General features: G+C 64.1%; 13 protein-coding genes. All 13 read right to left on the reverse strand.

Going from position 1 to position 15270, the window contains the following annotated elements; translation table 11 throughout:
* Positions 1 to 5 precede the first annotated feature (5 nt).
* Positions 6 to 1853, reverse strand: coding sequence for an excinuclease ABC subunit UvrC (uvrC, locus tag ACREP4_RS02050; RefSeq protein WP_431594534.1), 1848 nt, complete (start codon positions 1851 to 1853; stop codon positions 6 to 8).
* Positions 1850 to 3265: a hypothetical protein gene (locus ACREP4_RS02055; protein WP_431594535.1), complete on the reverse strand. Its 1416-nt coding sequence runs from the start codon at positions 3263 to 3265 to the stop codon at positions 1850 to 1852. Before ACREP4_RS02055 ends, uvrC begins: the two co-directional genes overlap by 4 nt.
* The gene (locus ACREP4_RS02060) at positions 3262 to 3750 is read right to left on the reverse strand and encodes a low molecular weight protein-tyrosine-phosphatase (protein WP_431594536.1); all 489 of its coding nucleotides are present in this window, start codon (positions 3748 to 3750) and stop codon (positions 3262 to 3264) included. The genes ACREP4_RS02055 and ACREP4_RS02060 overlap by 4 nt, the downstream gene beginning before the upstream one ends.
* Complete coding sequence (kdsB, locus tag ACREP4_RS02065; RefSeq protein WP_431594768.1) at positions 3747 to 4511, reverse strand: 3-deoxy-manno-octulosonate cytidylyltransferase; 765 nt, start codon at positions 4509 to 4511, stop codon at positions 3747 to 3749. Before kdsB ends, ACREP4_RS02060 begins: the two co-directional genes overlap by 4 nt.
* A 70-nt stretch (positions 4512 to 4581) precedes the next feature.
* Complete coding sequence (lpxK, locus tag ACREP4_RS02070; RefSeq protein ID WP_431594537.1) at positions 4582 to 5604, reverse strand: tetraacyldisaccharide 4'-kinase; 1023 nt, start codon at positions 5602 to 5604, stop codon at positions 4582 to 4584.
* On the reverse strand, positions 5604 to 7352 hold the full coding sequence (gene msbA / locus ACREP4_RS02075; RefSeq protein ID WP_431594538.1) for a lipid A export permease/ATP-binding protein MsbA: 1749 nt from the start codon (positions 7350 to 7352) through the stop codon (positions 5604 to 5606). The genes lpxK and msbA overlap by 1 nt, the downstream gene beginning before the upstream one ends.
* Complete coding sequence (locus ACREP4_RS02080; RefSeq protein WP_431594539.1) at positions 7349 to 7771, reverse strand: ExbD/TolR family protein; 423 nt, start codon at positions 7769 to 7771, stop codon at positions 7349 to 7351. Before ACREP4_RS02080 ends, msbA begins: the two co-directional genes overlap by 4 nt.
* A 6-nt stretch (positions 7772 to 7777) precedes the next feature.
* Positions 7778 to 8443, reverse strand: a complete 666-nt coding sequence (locus tag ACREP4_RS02085) for a MotA/TolQ/ExbB proton channel family protein (protein WP_431594540.1) — start codon at positions 8441 to 8443, stop codon at positions 7778 to 7780.
* Positions 8337 to 10844 carry a DNA internalization-related competence protein ComEC/Rec2 gene (locus tag ACREP4_RS02090; protein ID WP_431594769.1) on the reverse strand — a complete coding sequence of 836 codons (2508 nt, stop codon included), beginning with the start codon at positions 10842 to 10844 and terminating at the stop codon, positions 8337 to 8339. Before ACREP4_RS02090 ends, ACREP4_RS02085 begins: the two co-directional genes overlap by 107 nt.
* 307 nt (positions 10845 to 11151) lie before the next feature.
* Positions 11152 to 13260: a polyribonucleotide nucleotidyltransferase gene (gene pnp, locus ACREP4_RS02095; RefSeq protein ID WP_431594541.1), complete on the reverse strand. Its 2109-nt coding sequence runs from the start codon at positions 13258 to 13260 to the stop codon at positions 11152 to 11154.
* Between the two features lie 147 nt (positions 13261 to 13407).
* Positions 13408 to 13668, reverse strand: a complete 261-nt coding sequence (gene rpsO, locus ACREP4_RS02100) for a 30S ribosomal protein S15 (protein WP_431594542.1) — start codon at positions 13666 to 13668, stop codon at positions 13408 to 13410.
* A gap of 172 nt (positions 13669 to 13840) precedes the next feature.
* A complete protein-coding gene (gene truB, locus ACREP4_RS02105; RefSeq protein WP_431594543.1) occupies positions 13841 to 14752 on the reverse strand; it encodes a tRNA pseudouridine(55) synthase TruB in 912 nt (303 codons plus the stop codon).
* A 113-nt stretch (positions 14753 to 14865) separates the two neighbouring features.
* Positions 14866 to 15243 carry a 30S ribosome-binding factor RbfA gene (gene rbfA / locus ACREP4_RS02110; RefSeq protein ID WP_431594544.1) on the reverse strand — a complete coding sequence of 126 codons (378 nt, stop codon included), beginning with the start codon at positions 15241 to 15243 and terminating at the stop codon, positions 14866 to 14868.
* Positions 15244 to 15270 lie beyond the last annotated feature (27 nt).

Here is a 15270-nt window from a genome sequence, read left to right on the forward strand (position 1 = left end):
ATGTATTACTCCGCTGTCAAATCGGGAACCGACAGGCCATGAAGGTTAGCGTAGATACGCGCGGCCAGGGCATCATTGATTCCTTCCACCCGGGCGATTTCCGCCTCGCCAGCGGCTTTCAGCCCCGCCATTCCGCCGAAATGCTTGAGCAGGCTCGCGCGCCGACGCGGACCGATGCCGGGAATATCTTCCAGCTTGCTGGTCATGCGCGCCTTCTGGCGGCGACCACGGTGCCCAGTGATTGCGAACCGATGTGCTTCGTCGCGCACCTGCTGAATGAACTGCAGGGCCGGCGAAGCCGCGCCAGGGCGCAGTTCGCGCCCATCGGGCAACACCAGTGCTTCGTGCCCGGCGCGCCGCTCCACACCCTTGGCCACGCCTACCAGCACCACGCCTTCGACGCCCAGATCGGCCAACGCCGCCTGTGCCTGCGCCAACTGGCCGGCGCCGCCGTCGATCAACAGCACGTCGGGTAGCACGCCGCCCTCCTCCACTGCACGTCGGAAGCGGCGATCAATGGCCTGATGCATGGCCGCGTAGTCATCGCCCGGCTCGATGCCGCTGATGTTGTAGCGCCGGTATTGCGCGCGCACCGGCCCGGCGGCGTCAAATACCACGCAGGACGCCACCGTGGCTTCGCCCATCGTGTGACTGATATCGAAACACTCCACGCGCTTGACCGGCTCGGCCAGGCCCAGCAAGTCGCGCAATGCATCGCTGCGCGCCCGTTGCGCACCTTGGCTGTCCATTTCCGTGACCAAGGTGATCTGCGCGTTGCGGCTGGCCAGTTCGACGTAGCCTGCGCGCTCGCCACGCACGTTCCATTTCAACACCACTTTGCGTTCGGCCGACGCACTCAATGCGGCTTCGATCATCTCCGCATCGGGAATCTGCCGATCCAGCAGCACTTCCGGCGGCGGCGCGTGTTCGACGTAGTACTGCGACACGAACGCGGCCAGCACTTCCTCGGCGCTGTCTTCGCCATTGGTTCGCGGGAAAAACGCGCGCGTACCAAGGTTGCGACCATCGCGGAACGCCAACAACATCACGCACGCACTGGCGCCTTGCATGGCGCAGGCGAGCACGTCCAGATCGGCGGCTTGCCCATCCACGTATTGACGGTTCTGCATGCTGCGCAGCGAGGCAACAAGATCGCGCAGACGCGCAGCGCGCTCGAATTCCAGCGCATCGCTGGCTGCCTGCATCGATTGCATCAATTCATCGGCAAGCTGGTCACTCTTTCCTTCCAGAAACAACCCCGCGCGCCGCACCGATTCGTCGTAATCGGCCTGCGCCACCAGCTCCACGCACGGCGCGCTGCAACGGCCAATCTGATACTGCAGACACGGCCGCGAGCGATTGCGGAACACGCTGTCTTCGCAGCTGCGCAGCTTGAACAGCTTGTGCATCAAATTCAGCGTTTCGCGCACCGCACCGACGCCCGGATACGGGCCGAAATAGCGGCCAGGGATTGCGCGCGGACCGCGATGCAGCGCGATGCGCGGCCATTGCTCACGGGTCAGCAGCACCTGCGGATAGGTTTTGTCGTCGCGCAGCGAGACGTTGTAACGCGGCGACAGCGACTTGATCAGCTGGTTTTCCAGCAGCAGCGCCTCGGCTTCGGTGCGGGTGACGGTCGCGTCCATCCGCACCACCTGCGACAGCATCATCATGATGCGGGTGCTTTTGGGCGAGCCGTTGAAATAGCTGCCCACACGCTTGCGCAACGCACCGGCCTTGCCGACGTAGAGCAGCGTGTCGTCGGCTGCGTACATCCGGTAGACGCCGGGCGCGGTACTCAGCGCGGCAGCGAATGCCTTGCCATCAAATGCGGGGGAAGCTGCTTCGTTCATCCTTCAATCGGCACGTCACTCAACTCACCACTGAGCGGATCAAACCGAAGCACGGCGTGCGCGTCGGTTTCGGCGATCCAGATCGCGCCAGCGGCCACCGACAACGCGCCGGGGCCATGCAGGCGACGCGGCAGGTTGACGGTGGAAATATCACCACCACCCAGTCGCAGCGTGCGCAACGAGCCATTACCGGCGTCGGCGATCCACAACATTGGCGAATCCGGGCCCATCGCGATTGCCAGCGGGTATTGCAGACGCGCATTCAAACGTGGCCCGTCGACATTGCCCGACTCCCACGGCCCCTGCCCGACCAAGGTCTGCACCAGGTCGCCTCGCAGTTGCACCGAGCGGATCGCCGAACCCAGCGAGTCACAGACATACAACGTCTGCTGTACAGCCACCACGCTGGTCGGCTGGGCGAACGCGGCCAGATGCCCGCTGCCGTCACGCACTTCCACCGGGCCAGCACCCGAGCGCCAGCGCAGTTCGCGGCTGCCCAGGTCGTAGCTCCAGATGCGGTTGTCGCCGGCCATGGCGATCAGGATTTGATTGTCGGCCACCGCCACATCGGCCGGATGGTTCAGCGCACTGTCCCAGGGCTGGTTCAACACGCCGGCCTGCGGGTCACCTGCGCGCCCGTTGCCGCACAAGGTGTCCACTTGTCCGCTCTGCAGGTGGATGCGGCGCAGCGCGTGATTACCGGTGTCGGCGACGTACAACACGTCGCGCACCAGCGTCAGCCCTTGCGGCCGGTTGAAGGCTGCTTCGCCAAGGCCGCCATTGATCAGGTCCGCGCTGCCCAAGCCGAATTGGCGCAGCACGCGACCGGCGTGATTGCACTCCAGGATGCGGTGATGGCCGGTATCGGCTACATACAGGCGCTCCGGGGTGACGACCAACCCGCCGGGGAACAACAGCGGCAGACGCGGCTCGGCATTGATCTCGCGAGCACCAAAGCCCTCTTCATCCAACGGCCGCTGCTGGCCTTCACACAGCCCGTTGAGCGCCCGCTCCAACTCACCTGTCGCACCGACCAAGCGTTCCTGCTCGATGCCCTTGGCATCCAGCAGAACCAGCGTCGGCCATGACTGCACGTCGAACTGACGCCATGCATCCCAGTGCGCGTCCAGCACGATGGGCGCGCTCACACCCTGCCGGCGCAACAGCTTCAACGCCTGCTGCGGTTCGCGCTCGAACTCGAAGCGCGGCACCTGCACCACAATCAGATGCAGGCGCCCGGGATTGCGGGCCTGCCAGCGCGTCACTTCAGCGACACGCTGCATGCTCCAGACCGAGGCGCCGTTGACGAAAGCCAGTGCCACCGGACGACCGCGCAGCTCCTGCAGGGTGGCAGGTGCCGCGTTGAGCCAGATGCCGGACGTGGGCAGTTCCATCGCGCGTTTTTCGTTCATGTCGGGATTATGCCGGAGTCATCTCGTTGGAACAGTCGCTGCACCGTCGCGCGGGCGGCCGCGTCCACCAGTGTCCAGCTGCGCTCAAAATCCGCATCGCCACCGTAATAGGGATCGGGCACCACCGCGCTGTCGCTGATACCGGCCCACGGCAGCCACAGCACCGCCCGGTCACTGGCCTCTGCAGGTGCGAGCTTCAGCGCCTCAGTCAGGTTTTCGCGGTCGGCGCAGAAGATGTGGTCGAAATGCAGGAAATCCTCGGTGATCAGCTGTCGCGCCCGAAGCGTGGAGATATCCACCCCATGCCGCTTTGCGCAGGCCACGGCGCGACGATCCGGCGGATCTCCCGCGTGCCAGCCCGACGTGCCAGCCGAGTCCACCTGCACCCGACCGGCCAGGCCGGCCTCGGCGATCCGCGCACGCAGCGCGCCCTCGCCCATCGGTGACCGGCAGATGTTGCCCAGGCAGATCACCAGCAGCTTCAAAGCGCGCCCTTCATCAGCGCATCGGCGCGCTCAAGATCTTCCGGCGTATCGATACCCGGCGGGAACGGCGCCGGCGACAACGCCACGGCGATGCGATGCCCGGCTTCCAGCACCCGCAACTGTTCCAGCGATTCGATCTGCTCCAACGTGCCCGGCGACATCGCCGCGAACTGCTGCAGAAAGCCGGCGCGGTAGCCATAAATGCCGATGTGCCGCAGCCACTGCGCGGCCGGCAGCGCGTCGCGTGAACGCGCAAAGGCGTCGCGATGCCACGGAATCGGCGCGCGACTGAAGTACAGGGCATCGCCGTGTACGGTGCGCACCAGCTTGACCACGTTGGGATCGAACAAGGTCGGCGCATCTTCCACCGGCGTGGCCAGCGTGGACATCGGCGCACCGCTGTCGGCCAGCACGCTGGCGACGGCTCGAATGCCGGCGGCCGGTGCAAACGGCTCGTCACCCTGCAGGTTCACCACGATCACATCGTCGGCCCAACCCGCTTGCCGGGCACACTCGGCCAAGCGGTCGGTTCCCGAGGCATGTGCCGGGTTGGTCATTGCCACGCGGATGCCATCCAGGCCATCGACCACATCGGCGATGCGTGCGTCGTCGGTGGCTACCCAAACCTCAGTGGCGCCAGCCGCCAAGGCACGGCGCGCGACATGCAGCACCATCGGCTCGCCAGCCAGCAATGCCAGCGGCTTGCCTGGCAAACGCGTGGACGCGTAACGAGCGGGAATGGCCACCACGAATTCTGGAATCACACTCATCTCAACTCCTTGCAGCGACAGCCGAACTGCCGCTCGATCATTCCCTGCCGTACACGACACGTCATTCGCGCGCCAGCTTGCCCAAGCGATCAAGCAGCGCGATCCAGAAGGCCGCTGGCAGTTCGGCCTGCAACGGCACGGCGTAATGCCAGCGATTGGCGAAACTGCGGCATTTCACCGCGTCCTTTTCGGTCATCAGCACCGGCAATTCGCTGCCGAATGACAGATCCGAAGCCACGTAGCGATGGTGGTCGGCAAAGGCATGCGGCACCACGCCAATGCCGCGCGCACGCAGCATCTGGAAGAAGCGCTGCGGATTGGCAATGCCCGCCACCGCATGCACGCGCTGGCCCGCAAAGGACTGCAGCAATTGTTCGCGACCGCCGTTCAACGGCCGCGCACTGGTGATACGCAAGCGCATCGACCACTCACCAAAGCCCGCGCCGGCAACGTCGCCGGTTGCATCACTGGCCTGCCCCAGGTTGACCACGCGGAAGTCACATTCGCGCGCACGCGCCACCGGCTCACGCAAGGGACCGGCCGGGATCATGCGGCCGTTGCCGTAACGGCGCACCGCGTCGACCACTTCAATTTCGATATCACGCGCTAAGCGGTAATGCTGCAGGCCGTCGTCGCAGACCACCACGTCGCAACCAACCTCCATCAAAGCCTTGGCCGCAGCAACGCGGTCGGCGTCCACGCGTACCGGCGCACCGGTTTTCCAGGCGATCAACGCCGGCTCATCGCCGCCCAGCTCGACGGCCAACTCCGACGTGACCCAACGCGCCGTCCCTGCTTCGTCGCGACCATAGCCGCGACTGGCGACGCCGGGCTTCCAGCCGGCCTCACGCAAACGATTGACCAGTTCAATCGTCAACGGTGTCTTGCCGGTGCCGCCAGCGGTGATGTTACCCACCACGATCACCGGCACGGCGACCTGCTTACTGCGCAGCCAGCCGCGCCGATACAGCTGTCGTCGCAAGCCGGAAACACCGGCATACACCGGCGCCAGCACCTTGGCGAACAACGGCACGGGCGCGTCGTCGTACCAATAGGCCGGCGTCTGCGGACCACGCTTCTCCATCAGTCCTGGCTCTCCCGGAACTGCATGCGATACAGGTGCTCATACAAGCCGCCCAATGCCAGCAATTGCTGGTGGGTGCCGCGCTCGACGATGCGGCCCTGATCCATCACCAACACCTGATCGGCATGTTCGATGGTGGACAGGCGGTGCGCGATGACCAGCGTGGTGCGGTCGGGCATGAGCTTCTGCAGTGCGTCCTGCACCAGACGCTCGGATTCGTTGTCCAGCGCGGCAGTGGCTTCATCCAGAATCAGGATCGGCGCGTCCTTGAGCATCGCGCGCGCGATGGCAAGACGCTGACGCTGACCACCGGACAGTTTGCCGCCCTTGGCACCGACCTGCGCATCCAAACCCTCGGGCATCTGCTCGACGAACTCCAGCGCATTCGCGCCAGCAATGGCTCGGTTCAAGGCATCGGGGCCGCGCTCGCGCAGCTCACCGTATGCGACGTTCTCCGCGACGCTGCCATTGAACAACGTGACCTGCTGGCCGACCAGAGCGATCTGCCGACGCAGATCAGCCAGTTTGTAGTCCTGCAGCAGATGACCGTCGAGCAGGATCTGTCCGGCTTCCACTTCGTAGAAACGCGGAATCAGCTTGATCAAGGTCGACTTGCCGCTACCGGAACGGCCAACAATCGCGGTAACCGTTCCCGGCTGCGCGATGAAGCTGATGTCCTGCAATGCCGGCTTCGGCTGCCCTGGATAACGGGCGGTGACATTGCGGAACTCCAGCTCGCCTTTGGCGCGTGCCAACGGCACAGTGCCGGTATCAGGTTCATCGGCTGAATCCAGTACCGCAAACAAGCGCTGCGCCGAAGCGATCCCGCGCTGGGTCATGTTCTGGACGTTGGTCAGCTGCTTGAGTGCGGGGATGATGGCCAACATCGCCATCAACAAACCAACGAAGTCACCGACGGTCAGGCGCCCTGCTGCGGCCTCGTGACCGGCAATCAACAGCAATGCCGCCAATCCCACCGAACCAATCAACTGCACCATCGCCGAAGAAATGCTGCGCGTTGCTTCCACCTTCATTGCCAGGCGCAGGTTGGTGTTGGCCAGCGACGAATAACGCTCCAGCTCATTGGGCTGCGCACCGTAAATCTTCACTTCCTGATTGGCCGACAGGGTCTGGTCCGCCGCCTGCAACAGATCTGCACCACTTTCCTGGATGCGATGACTGATGCGGCGATAGCGCTTGGCCACTTTGTTCATCACCCAGGCCAGCGGTGGCGCCAACGCGAAGATGGCAAGCGTTACCTGCCAGCTCAGGTACAACATCACGATCAGCGCGCCCAGCGCCTGCAGCGACTGCTGCAGCACCACTTTCATCGCATCCACGGCGGCCTGCGCGACTTGGTCGCTGTCCGAACCCAACCGCACCAGCATTGAAGGCACCGGCTCGGAATCGAAGCGCTGCCCGGGTAGGCGCATGTACTTGCCCAGCACCCGCACACGCATGTCGCGGGCGATGCTGCGCGCGGCTTTGCCCATGCCGATATCAGTCAAATAGCCCGCCACACCACGCAGCAGGAACAAGCCGACAATGGCCAGCGGCATCCAAACGTTGATGTCCTTCGGATTCACCAGACTATTGGTGACCGGGCTCATCATCGCCACGAAGTAACTGCCCGCACTGGCCTCGACCAGCATGCCCAACCCAGCCAGCAGCAACAGTCCGCGATACGGCTTTGCAAACGCCAAGAGCCGTTTGTACGTCTGCCAAGCGGTTTCCGTCGTAATGCTCATGGCTTCGCCTCCGGCGCCGTGGCAATCGCGATCCTGCGGAACCCCAGCTGACCCAACGCATCCTGCGCGGTTACCACGGCCTGGTACGGCGTGCGTGCATCGGCACGCAGCAGCACCGTCTGTTCGCGGTCATCACCGGCAACCTGCGCGATGGTCTGCTTGAGTGCTTCCACGTCGGTGCGCAGCACTTCCTGGTCATTGATGAAGTAGCGGCCATCGGCATTCACCAACACGCTCAGCGAGCGCGGCGGCGAGGTGTTCTTCTGATCACTGGCCGTTGGCAACTGCACTTGCAGGGTCGAGCGTGCATCAAACGTGGTGGTGACCACGAAGAAGATGATCAGCACCAAGATCACATCGATCAATGGCACCAGATCGATATGCGGTTCGTCCTGGCTGCGGCTATCGCGGATGCGCATCGTGACTCAGGCCTTCGCGGTTGCTGCCGGGCGCGGCGCTGCCGCGGCGGCGTTGGTCGTCAGCACGGCGGCGCGGCCATCCAGCGAATCCAGCAACGCAGACGCTTCCTGCTCCATTTCGATCACATAGCCATCGATGCGGCTGCGGAAATGACGATGGAACATCAACGCCGGGATCGCCACGATCATGCCGGTAGCGGTGCACACCAGCGCCTTGCCGATGCCGCCGGCCAGCTGATTCACATCGCCCACGCCGTGGTCGAGGATGCCCATGAACATCTGGATCATGCCGACCACCGTGCCCAGCAGGCCCAACAACGGACCGGCCGACGCAATGGTGCCCAGCGCATTGAGGAAGCGCCCCATCCGGTGCACCAGATGACGGCCAGTGTCCTCGATGCGCTCGCGGATCTGGTCGCGCGGACGATTGCGGGCTTCCAGTGCCGCAGCCAGCAGTGCGCCGAGCGGAGAGTTGGCACGCAGTGATTCGATATGCGAGGCGTCCAACTTGCCGCGTGCGGCCCAGTTGCGGACTTCCTGCCCCAGCCCCGGCGGCAGCACCTCGTTACGGCGCAGGCTCCAGAAACGCTCCAGGACGATCGCCAACGCCAGCACCCCCAACAACAACAACGGCAGCATCGGCCAACCGCCGGCCTTGACCAGTTCCCACACGTTCCAACCCCTCCGGCACCATGGCCGTCTGTTCGATCCCGGATAGGATAGCAGCCGCCCGCGCCCGCTCAGCGGCATCCCACCAGCGTGAACGCGCCATCCGCCGCTCACGCAGCTGCAAGCCGTCGCGACCCAGCCAGACCCGCACCGCGCCGCTACCTGCACTGCCCAGCACTTCGGCACCGGCACGCTGCCAACGCGCGACAACGTCACGGCGCGGATGGCCAAACCGATTACCGTGCCCAGCCGATACCAACGCCAAGCGCGCACCGGTCGCCCCCACGAAATCCGGGCCGGATGAATTGCCGCTGCCGTGATGCGGCAGCACCACCACATCCGCCTTCAGCTGCGCCCGCGCACGCTTGACCAACCCGCGCTCGATCACCTCGCCAACATCGCCCATGAGCAGCACCGAGCCGTGCCTGCCCGCCACCTTCAGCACACAGCTGGATTCATTGCGCAGATACGGGAAGTCGGCGACCGGATGCAGAAACTCAAAGCGCACGCCATCCCATTCCCAAGCGTGACCGGCCACACACTCAGAAGCCGCCGGCCACGGCAACCCCGGCGGCGCATGCAGCTCGTCCACAGGCAACGCCGCCTGCACGGCGGGCACGCCACCGGCGTGATCGTGGTCACCATGACTGATCACCAAACGATTCAGCCCATCCACGCCCAATGCCCGCAGCGCCGGCACCACCACCCGTTCGCCAGCATCAAAGCCGTCACGTACCGCCGGGCCCGCGTCGTACAGCAAGGTGTGCTGCTGCGTGCGCACCAGCACCGACAATCCCTGGCCTACATCCAGCATCACCAGCTCGAACTCCTCCTTGGCCGGCAGTTCACGCCAAGGCAGTAACAACGGAAGCCACAACAACAGTGCCAGCGGCTTGGCCGGCACCCCGCTCGGCAACAACATCCATAGCGCGCCCAACAAGGCCAACGGCAACGCGAACCACGCAGGCTCAGGCAGCCACCACAACGAGAAGCGAGTGCCCGCAAGAAATTCAAACAACGGCCAACTCAGATCAAAGCACCATGCCGATGCGCGCCACACAAGCGCGCCACTCCCTGACCACACCACCTCCAGCGCAGTACCGAGCACCGCCAACGGCACCACCACCAGGCTCCACCAGGGAATGGCGACCAGATTCGCCAATGGCCCAATCGCCGACGCCTGACCAAACAACATCGCACTCAACGGCAACAAGCCCAGCGTCGCGACCCGCTGCGCGGACAGAAAGCCACGCAACCAATGCGTGCGCTCCGGCAGACACCACGCCAACCATGCAACGCCCGCAAAACTCAGCCAGAAGCCCGCACTCAGCACCGAAAGCGGATCGACCAGCAGCACCGCCAGCGCGGCCAAACCCAGCGAACCCAACACATCGACCGGCCGCCGCCACAAACGCGCCAGCACGATCACCGCCACCATCAACACCGTGCGTACCGTCGGCAACGCGAAGCCTGCTACCGCCGCATAAACCAGCGCCGCGATAAATGCACCCGCAGCTGCCGCCTGCGGCCGTGGCCAGCGCAGGCCCAACCACGGCAGCAAACGCCAGATGCCGCCGATCAACCAAGCGCCACACACCGCCACCATGCCGACATGGAAACCGGAGATCGCAATCAGATGCGTCAGCCCGGTGGCGCGCAGCCGCTGCCAGTCGTCATCGGTGAGGCCGCGCGTGTCGCCCAGGGCCAATGCCTGCACATAACGCGACGATGCCGATGGCACCTGCCCCGCAATGCGCGAAGCCATGCGCTGCCGCCACACCGCCAGTCCACTTGGCGGCGCAAGCAAACGTGCGGTTTCCGGAGACCGCACCAAACCTGTCGCACTGATCCGCTGCGCAAGCGCATGCCGCTCGGCATCAAAGCCACCGGGATTGGACAGCCCACGCGGCACACGCAGCCTCACCTGCAGTCGCCAACGCTGACCGGCATGCAATTGCATGCGCGGGCCCGGCGATGTGGCGCCGAAATCGTCGTACCACGACAGCTGCAGCCGCCGTCCCTGCAGGTGAGGCGTTGTGTCGTCGCCGTCCACCCGCAACAGAAAGCGCGTCCGTCGCGCCTCATGCTCCGGCAGGCTGATCACCGCACCGCTGACCGTGAATTCACGTCCTTCTGCAGCGAACGGCAGCTGCGCCGCCAATCCCCAACCGGCATGCAGACCGACCCAGCCGATTCCCGTCAACACCACACCCGCAAGCCGCAGGCTCCGGCCGCGCCACCACAACACGATGCCCGCTATCGCGAACAACCCGGACACCGACAACGGCGGCAGTACAGGCGCCCCAATCGCCGCGCAGATGCCCGTTAGAAAAAACACTGCGACGGCCTTGCCGGCGACCGGAACTTCCGCTGCGGCGAACGCGAGCCGACCGCGTGCGCGCATCCCTGTTTGACTACCGCCCATGTCTCGCCCCTTCTGTTCCCAGAAGATGCTTGGCCAACAGGATCCTGAAGCACCATCGGCAACAAAGGCCGGCGCAGGTCGGGCAACGCCGCGCCCAACTGTTAGTGCCAAGCCATGCTCGGCAGCGGCCGCACCGGCAATGTCAGAGCACAGCATGACTGCGCAACTGAGCGTGGTCTGCCATAACGCCGCGCCACGCTCAGCACTCACTTCTTCCAGCAAAAAAAGAACAAAAAAAAAAGCGGACCCGAAGGCCCGCTCTTTCTTTCAGCGAAACACCGCAGCCTTATTCGGCCGGGGTGCCCTCGCCTTCTTCAACGGCCTTCATCGACAGGCGGATACGGCCCTGCTTGTCGACTTCCAGCACCTTGACCTTGACCACATCGCCTTCCTTCAACACGTCGCCAACCTTCTCGACGCGGTCGCTGGAGATCTGCGACACGTGCACCAGACCATCCTTGCCCGGCAGGATCGTGACGAACGCACCGAAGTCCATGATCTTGGCGACCTTGCCTTCGTAGATGCGGCCCGGCTCGACGTCCGAGGTGATCTGCTCGATGCGGGCCTTGGCGGCCTGTGCAGCGGCGTTGTTCACCGAAGCGATGGTGATGGTGCCATCGTCCTGGATGTCGATCTGGGTGCCGGTTTCCTTGGTGATGGCCTGGATGGTCGAGCCACCCTTGCCGATCACTTCGCGGATCTTGTCCGGGTGGATCTTGATGGTCAGCAGACGCGGCGCGTAATCCGACAGCTCGGCACGCGGCGAGGTCAGGCCGTGCGCCATTTCGCCGAGGATGTGCAGACGGCCAGCCTTGGCCTGCTGCAGTGCCTGCTTCATGATCTCTTCGGTGATGCCTTCGATCTTGATGTCCATCTGCAGGGCGGAGATGCCCTCAGCGGTACCGGCAACCTTGAAGTCCATGTCGCCCAGGTGATCTTCGTCACCCAGGATGTCGGACAGGACGACGAAACGCTCGCCTTCCTTGACCAGGCCCATGGCGATACCGGCAACCGGCGACTTGACCGGCACGCCGGCGTCCATCAGCGCCAGCGACGAACCGCAGACCGACGCCATCGACGAGGAACCATTCGACTCGGTGATTTCCGACACAACACGGATGGTGTACGGGAAGGCTTCCAGCGACGGCATCACTGCCAGCACGCCGCGCTTGGCGAGACGGCCGTGGCCGATTTCGCGACGCTTAGGGCCCATCATGCGGCCGCACTCACCCACCGAGTAGGGGGGGAAGTTGTAATGGAACAGGAAGTTTTCCTTGTACTCACCGGCGACGGCGTCGATCACCTGGCCATCACGGGCGGTGCCCAGGGTGATGGTCACGATGGCCTGCGTTTCACCGCGGGTGAACAGCGAGGAACCGTGGGTACGCGGCAGCACGCCGGTCTTCACGGCGATCGGGCGGACGGTGTCCAGCGCACGGCCGTCGATGCGGACCTTGGTGTCCAGCACCGAGTTACGCATGGTGCTGTATTCCAGCTCGCCGAATTCCTTCGACAGCTCGGCCGGGTTCCAGCCTTCAGCGGCAACGCGGCCAGCCAGGGCTTCAACCGTGTCCTTCTTGATCGCCGAGATGGCGTCGCGACGCTGCAGCTTGTCACGCACCTGGAAGGCTTCGCCCAGCTTGTTGCCGACGGCTTCCTGCAGCGCGCTGATCAGCGTGGTGTTCTTGGCCGGAGCAACCCAGTCGCTCGGCTTGGTACCGGCTTCAACGGTCATCTCATTAATGATGTTGATGACCTTCTGCATTTCGCGGTGACCGAAGGTCACAGCGCCAAGCATCACTTCTTCGGACAGCAGCGCGGCTTCGGATTCGACCATCAGCACGGCATTAGCGGTACCAGCGACCACCAGCTCCAGCTGCGATTCCTTCAGCTCCGACACGGTCGGGTTGAGGATGTATTCGCCATCCTTGTAACCCACCTTGGCCGCAGCGATCGGACCCTTGAACGGGGTGCCGGCCAGCGACAGCGCAGCCGAGGCACCGATCAGGGCAGCGATGTCGCCGTCCACGTCCGGGTTCATCGACATCACCGTAGCGATGATCTGGACTTCGTTCTTGTAGTCTTCCGGGAACAGCGGACGGATCGGACGATCGATCAGACGCGAGATCAGCGTTTCCTTCTCGGTCGCACGGCCTTCGCGCTTGAAGAAGCCACCCGGGATACGGCCGCCGGCGTAGAACCTTTCCTGGTAGTCAACGGTCAGCGGGAAGAAGTCCTGGCCTTCGCGCGCGCTCTTGGCGGCGACGGCAGTGACCAGCAACACGGTGTCGTCCATCTTGACGATGACTGCGCCGCCGGCCTGACGGGCGACTTCGCCGGTTTCAAGCGTGACGGTGTGTTTGCCGTACTGGAAGGTTTTGGTGATTTTTGCCACGGAAGTTCCTTGGAATGCTTTCTTCGAATGGACCGTTGCCAACCCATGCCGGCAATGGTTGGCCGGGCGGTTCCGGCCGATCTACGACGATTTTGAAGCGCTTAAAACAAAGCCGCGGCGCATCGCTGCGCCGCGGCGGTATTTCGATTAGCGGCGCAGGCCGAGCTTTTCGATCAGTGCCTTGTAGCGAACGACATCCTTTTTCTTCAGGTAGTCGAGCAGGCTACGACGACGGTTGACCATCTGCAGCAGGCCGCGGCGGCTGTGGTGATCCTTCTTGTGCTCCTTGAAGTGACCGCTCAGCAGTTCGATGCGTGCGGTCAGCAGGGCCACCTGGACTTCCGGGGAACCGGTGTCGTTGGTGCCACGAGCGTTGTTCTCAATAACTTTCTGGGTGTCGATCGACATTGTTTTTTCTCTTTGATGCGTGGCCAGCAGGAACGTACAAAACGCACCGCACAGCTCGCCGTTTGAAATAACCGCCTGCCGACGGCAGGACAGTGCCCCTTCAAGGGCCGCAAAATTGTAACGACCTCAACCATTTGCCACAAGGAGCGGGTGGTACTAGGCGCTTACTCGTTCAGAGATTGAAGCGACGCTGTGGGCTCAACCGCCCGTCCGCTTCCACCTGCCCCAGCCCCAGCGGCAGGCCGTCCAGGCCGAAGACACCGGCCAGACCCTCCGGCCACTCTGGATTGCGCAAGCGCTGGCCAAGGCAGAAGCGGGTAGCCTGGCCCGGATCGAGCTCCACCCGGCCAAAACTGCTCAGGCCCGCATCGATCGGCAGCAGCCATTCCAGCAACGACGCTTCATCACCCCGTTCAGCCACTTCACGCAGGGCATCCAGCCCGATCATGTGCGGCGCCATGAATGGCTCCACCCACAACCGGCGCAGCGCCGTGATGTGCGCGCCGCAGCCCAGCACCTCACCCAGATCGCGGGCGATGCTGCGGATGTAGGTGCCCGAACCACAGGTCACCCGCAGCGACAGGCGCTCGCCCTCCTGGGCCAGGATTTCGATGTCCTGCACATGCACTTCACGCTCCGGCGCCTCGATGGTCTCGCCGCGGCGCGCCTTCACATACAGCGGCTCGCCGCCCTGCTTCAGGGCCGAATAAATCGGCGCCCGCTGCAGGATACGGCCAGTAAAACCGGCCAATGCCGCTTGCAATTGCTCACGACTGATCGCCGGCACGGCGCGCTCGCGCAGCACCACGCCATCGGCGTCATCGGTGTCGGTGGTTTTGCCCAGCGTGATTTCAGCGTCATACGCCTTGGCCGAGCCCAACAGCAGGCCGGCGATCTTGGTCGCCTCGCCAAAACACAGCGGCAGCAGGCCAGTGGCCAGCGGATCAAGGCTGCCGGTGTGGCCGCCCTTCTCTGCACGGAACAAACGGCGGGCCACCTGCAGCGCGGTGTTGGAGCTCATGCCGGCAGGCTTGTCGAGCAGAACGATGCCGTCCAAACGACGGAATTGAATACGGGGGCGCATGAAACACCATTCTCGGGCCGGCGCGAGATCACTCCACGCTCGGCGGGAACTGGAAACAACCTGCAACGTTGAGCGCAGGCCAGATATGACAACAGCCCTTGCGGGCTGCTGCTTCATTCTTCGTCGGAGCCAGGCTTCTGTTCCGATGGCGGAAGCAGATCGCGCAACAGATTGTCGATGCGCTCACCACGGTCCACCGAATCGTCGTAGTGGAAATGCAGCTCCGGCACATGCCGCAGCTTCATCGCCCGGGCCAGCGCCATGCGCAGCTCATACGCGATCTCGCGCAGGCCCTTCATCGCCTCTTCCGAACGTTCCGGCATCAGCGCGGTGACGAACACCTTGGCGTGAGCCATGTCGCGGGTGATTTCCACGTCCGAAACGCTGACCGAGGGCAGCCCATGCTCGCGCACAGCCGCGTGCACCAGCGTGCCCAGATCACGGCGGATCTGCGCGGAAACACGGTCAGTACGGTGGAAAGTCTTCGGCACGTTGTCTAGCTCGCTTGATTGTTGCGT

Origin of the sequence: Stenotrophomonas sp., assembly GCF_050737575.1 — a bacterium.
In the GTDB taxonomy this organism is placed as follows: domain Bacteria; phylum Pseudomonadota; class Gammaproteobacteria; order Xanthomonadales; family Xanthomonadaceae; genus Stenotrophomonas.

Coding starts and splice junctions, on each gene's coding strand:
- ACREP4_RS02055 (WP_431594535.1), bottom strand. CDS start 3,265: ATGAACGAAAAACGCGCGATGGAACTGCCCACGTCCGGCATCTGGCTC.
- uvrC (WP_431594534.1), bottom strand. CDS start 1,853: ATGAACGAAGCAGCTTCCCCCGCATTTGATGGCAAGGCATTCGCTGCC.
- truB (WP_431594543.1), bottom strand. CDS start 14,752: ATGCGCCCCCGTATTCAATTCCGTCGTTTGGACGGCATCGTTCTGCTC.
- lpxK (WP_431594537.1), bottom strand. CDS start 5,604: ATGGAGAAGCGTGGTCCGCAGACGCCGGCCTATTGGTACGACGACGCG.
- ACREP4_RS02090 (WP_431594769.1), bottom strand. CDS start 10,844: ATGCGCGCACGCGGTCGGCTCGCGTTCGCCGCAGCGGAAGTTCCGGTC.
- msbA (WP_431594538.1), bottom strand. CDS start 7,352: ATGAGCATTACGACGGAAACCGCTTGGCAGACGTACAAACGGCTCTTG.
- rpsO (WP_431594542.1), bottom strand. CDS start 13,668: ATGTCGATCGACACCCAGAAAGTTATTGAGAACAACGCTCGTGGCACC.
- ACREP4_RS02080 (WP_431594539.1), bottom strand. CDS start 7,771: ATGCGCATCCGCGATAGCCGCAGCCAGGACGAACCGCATATCGATCTG.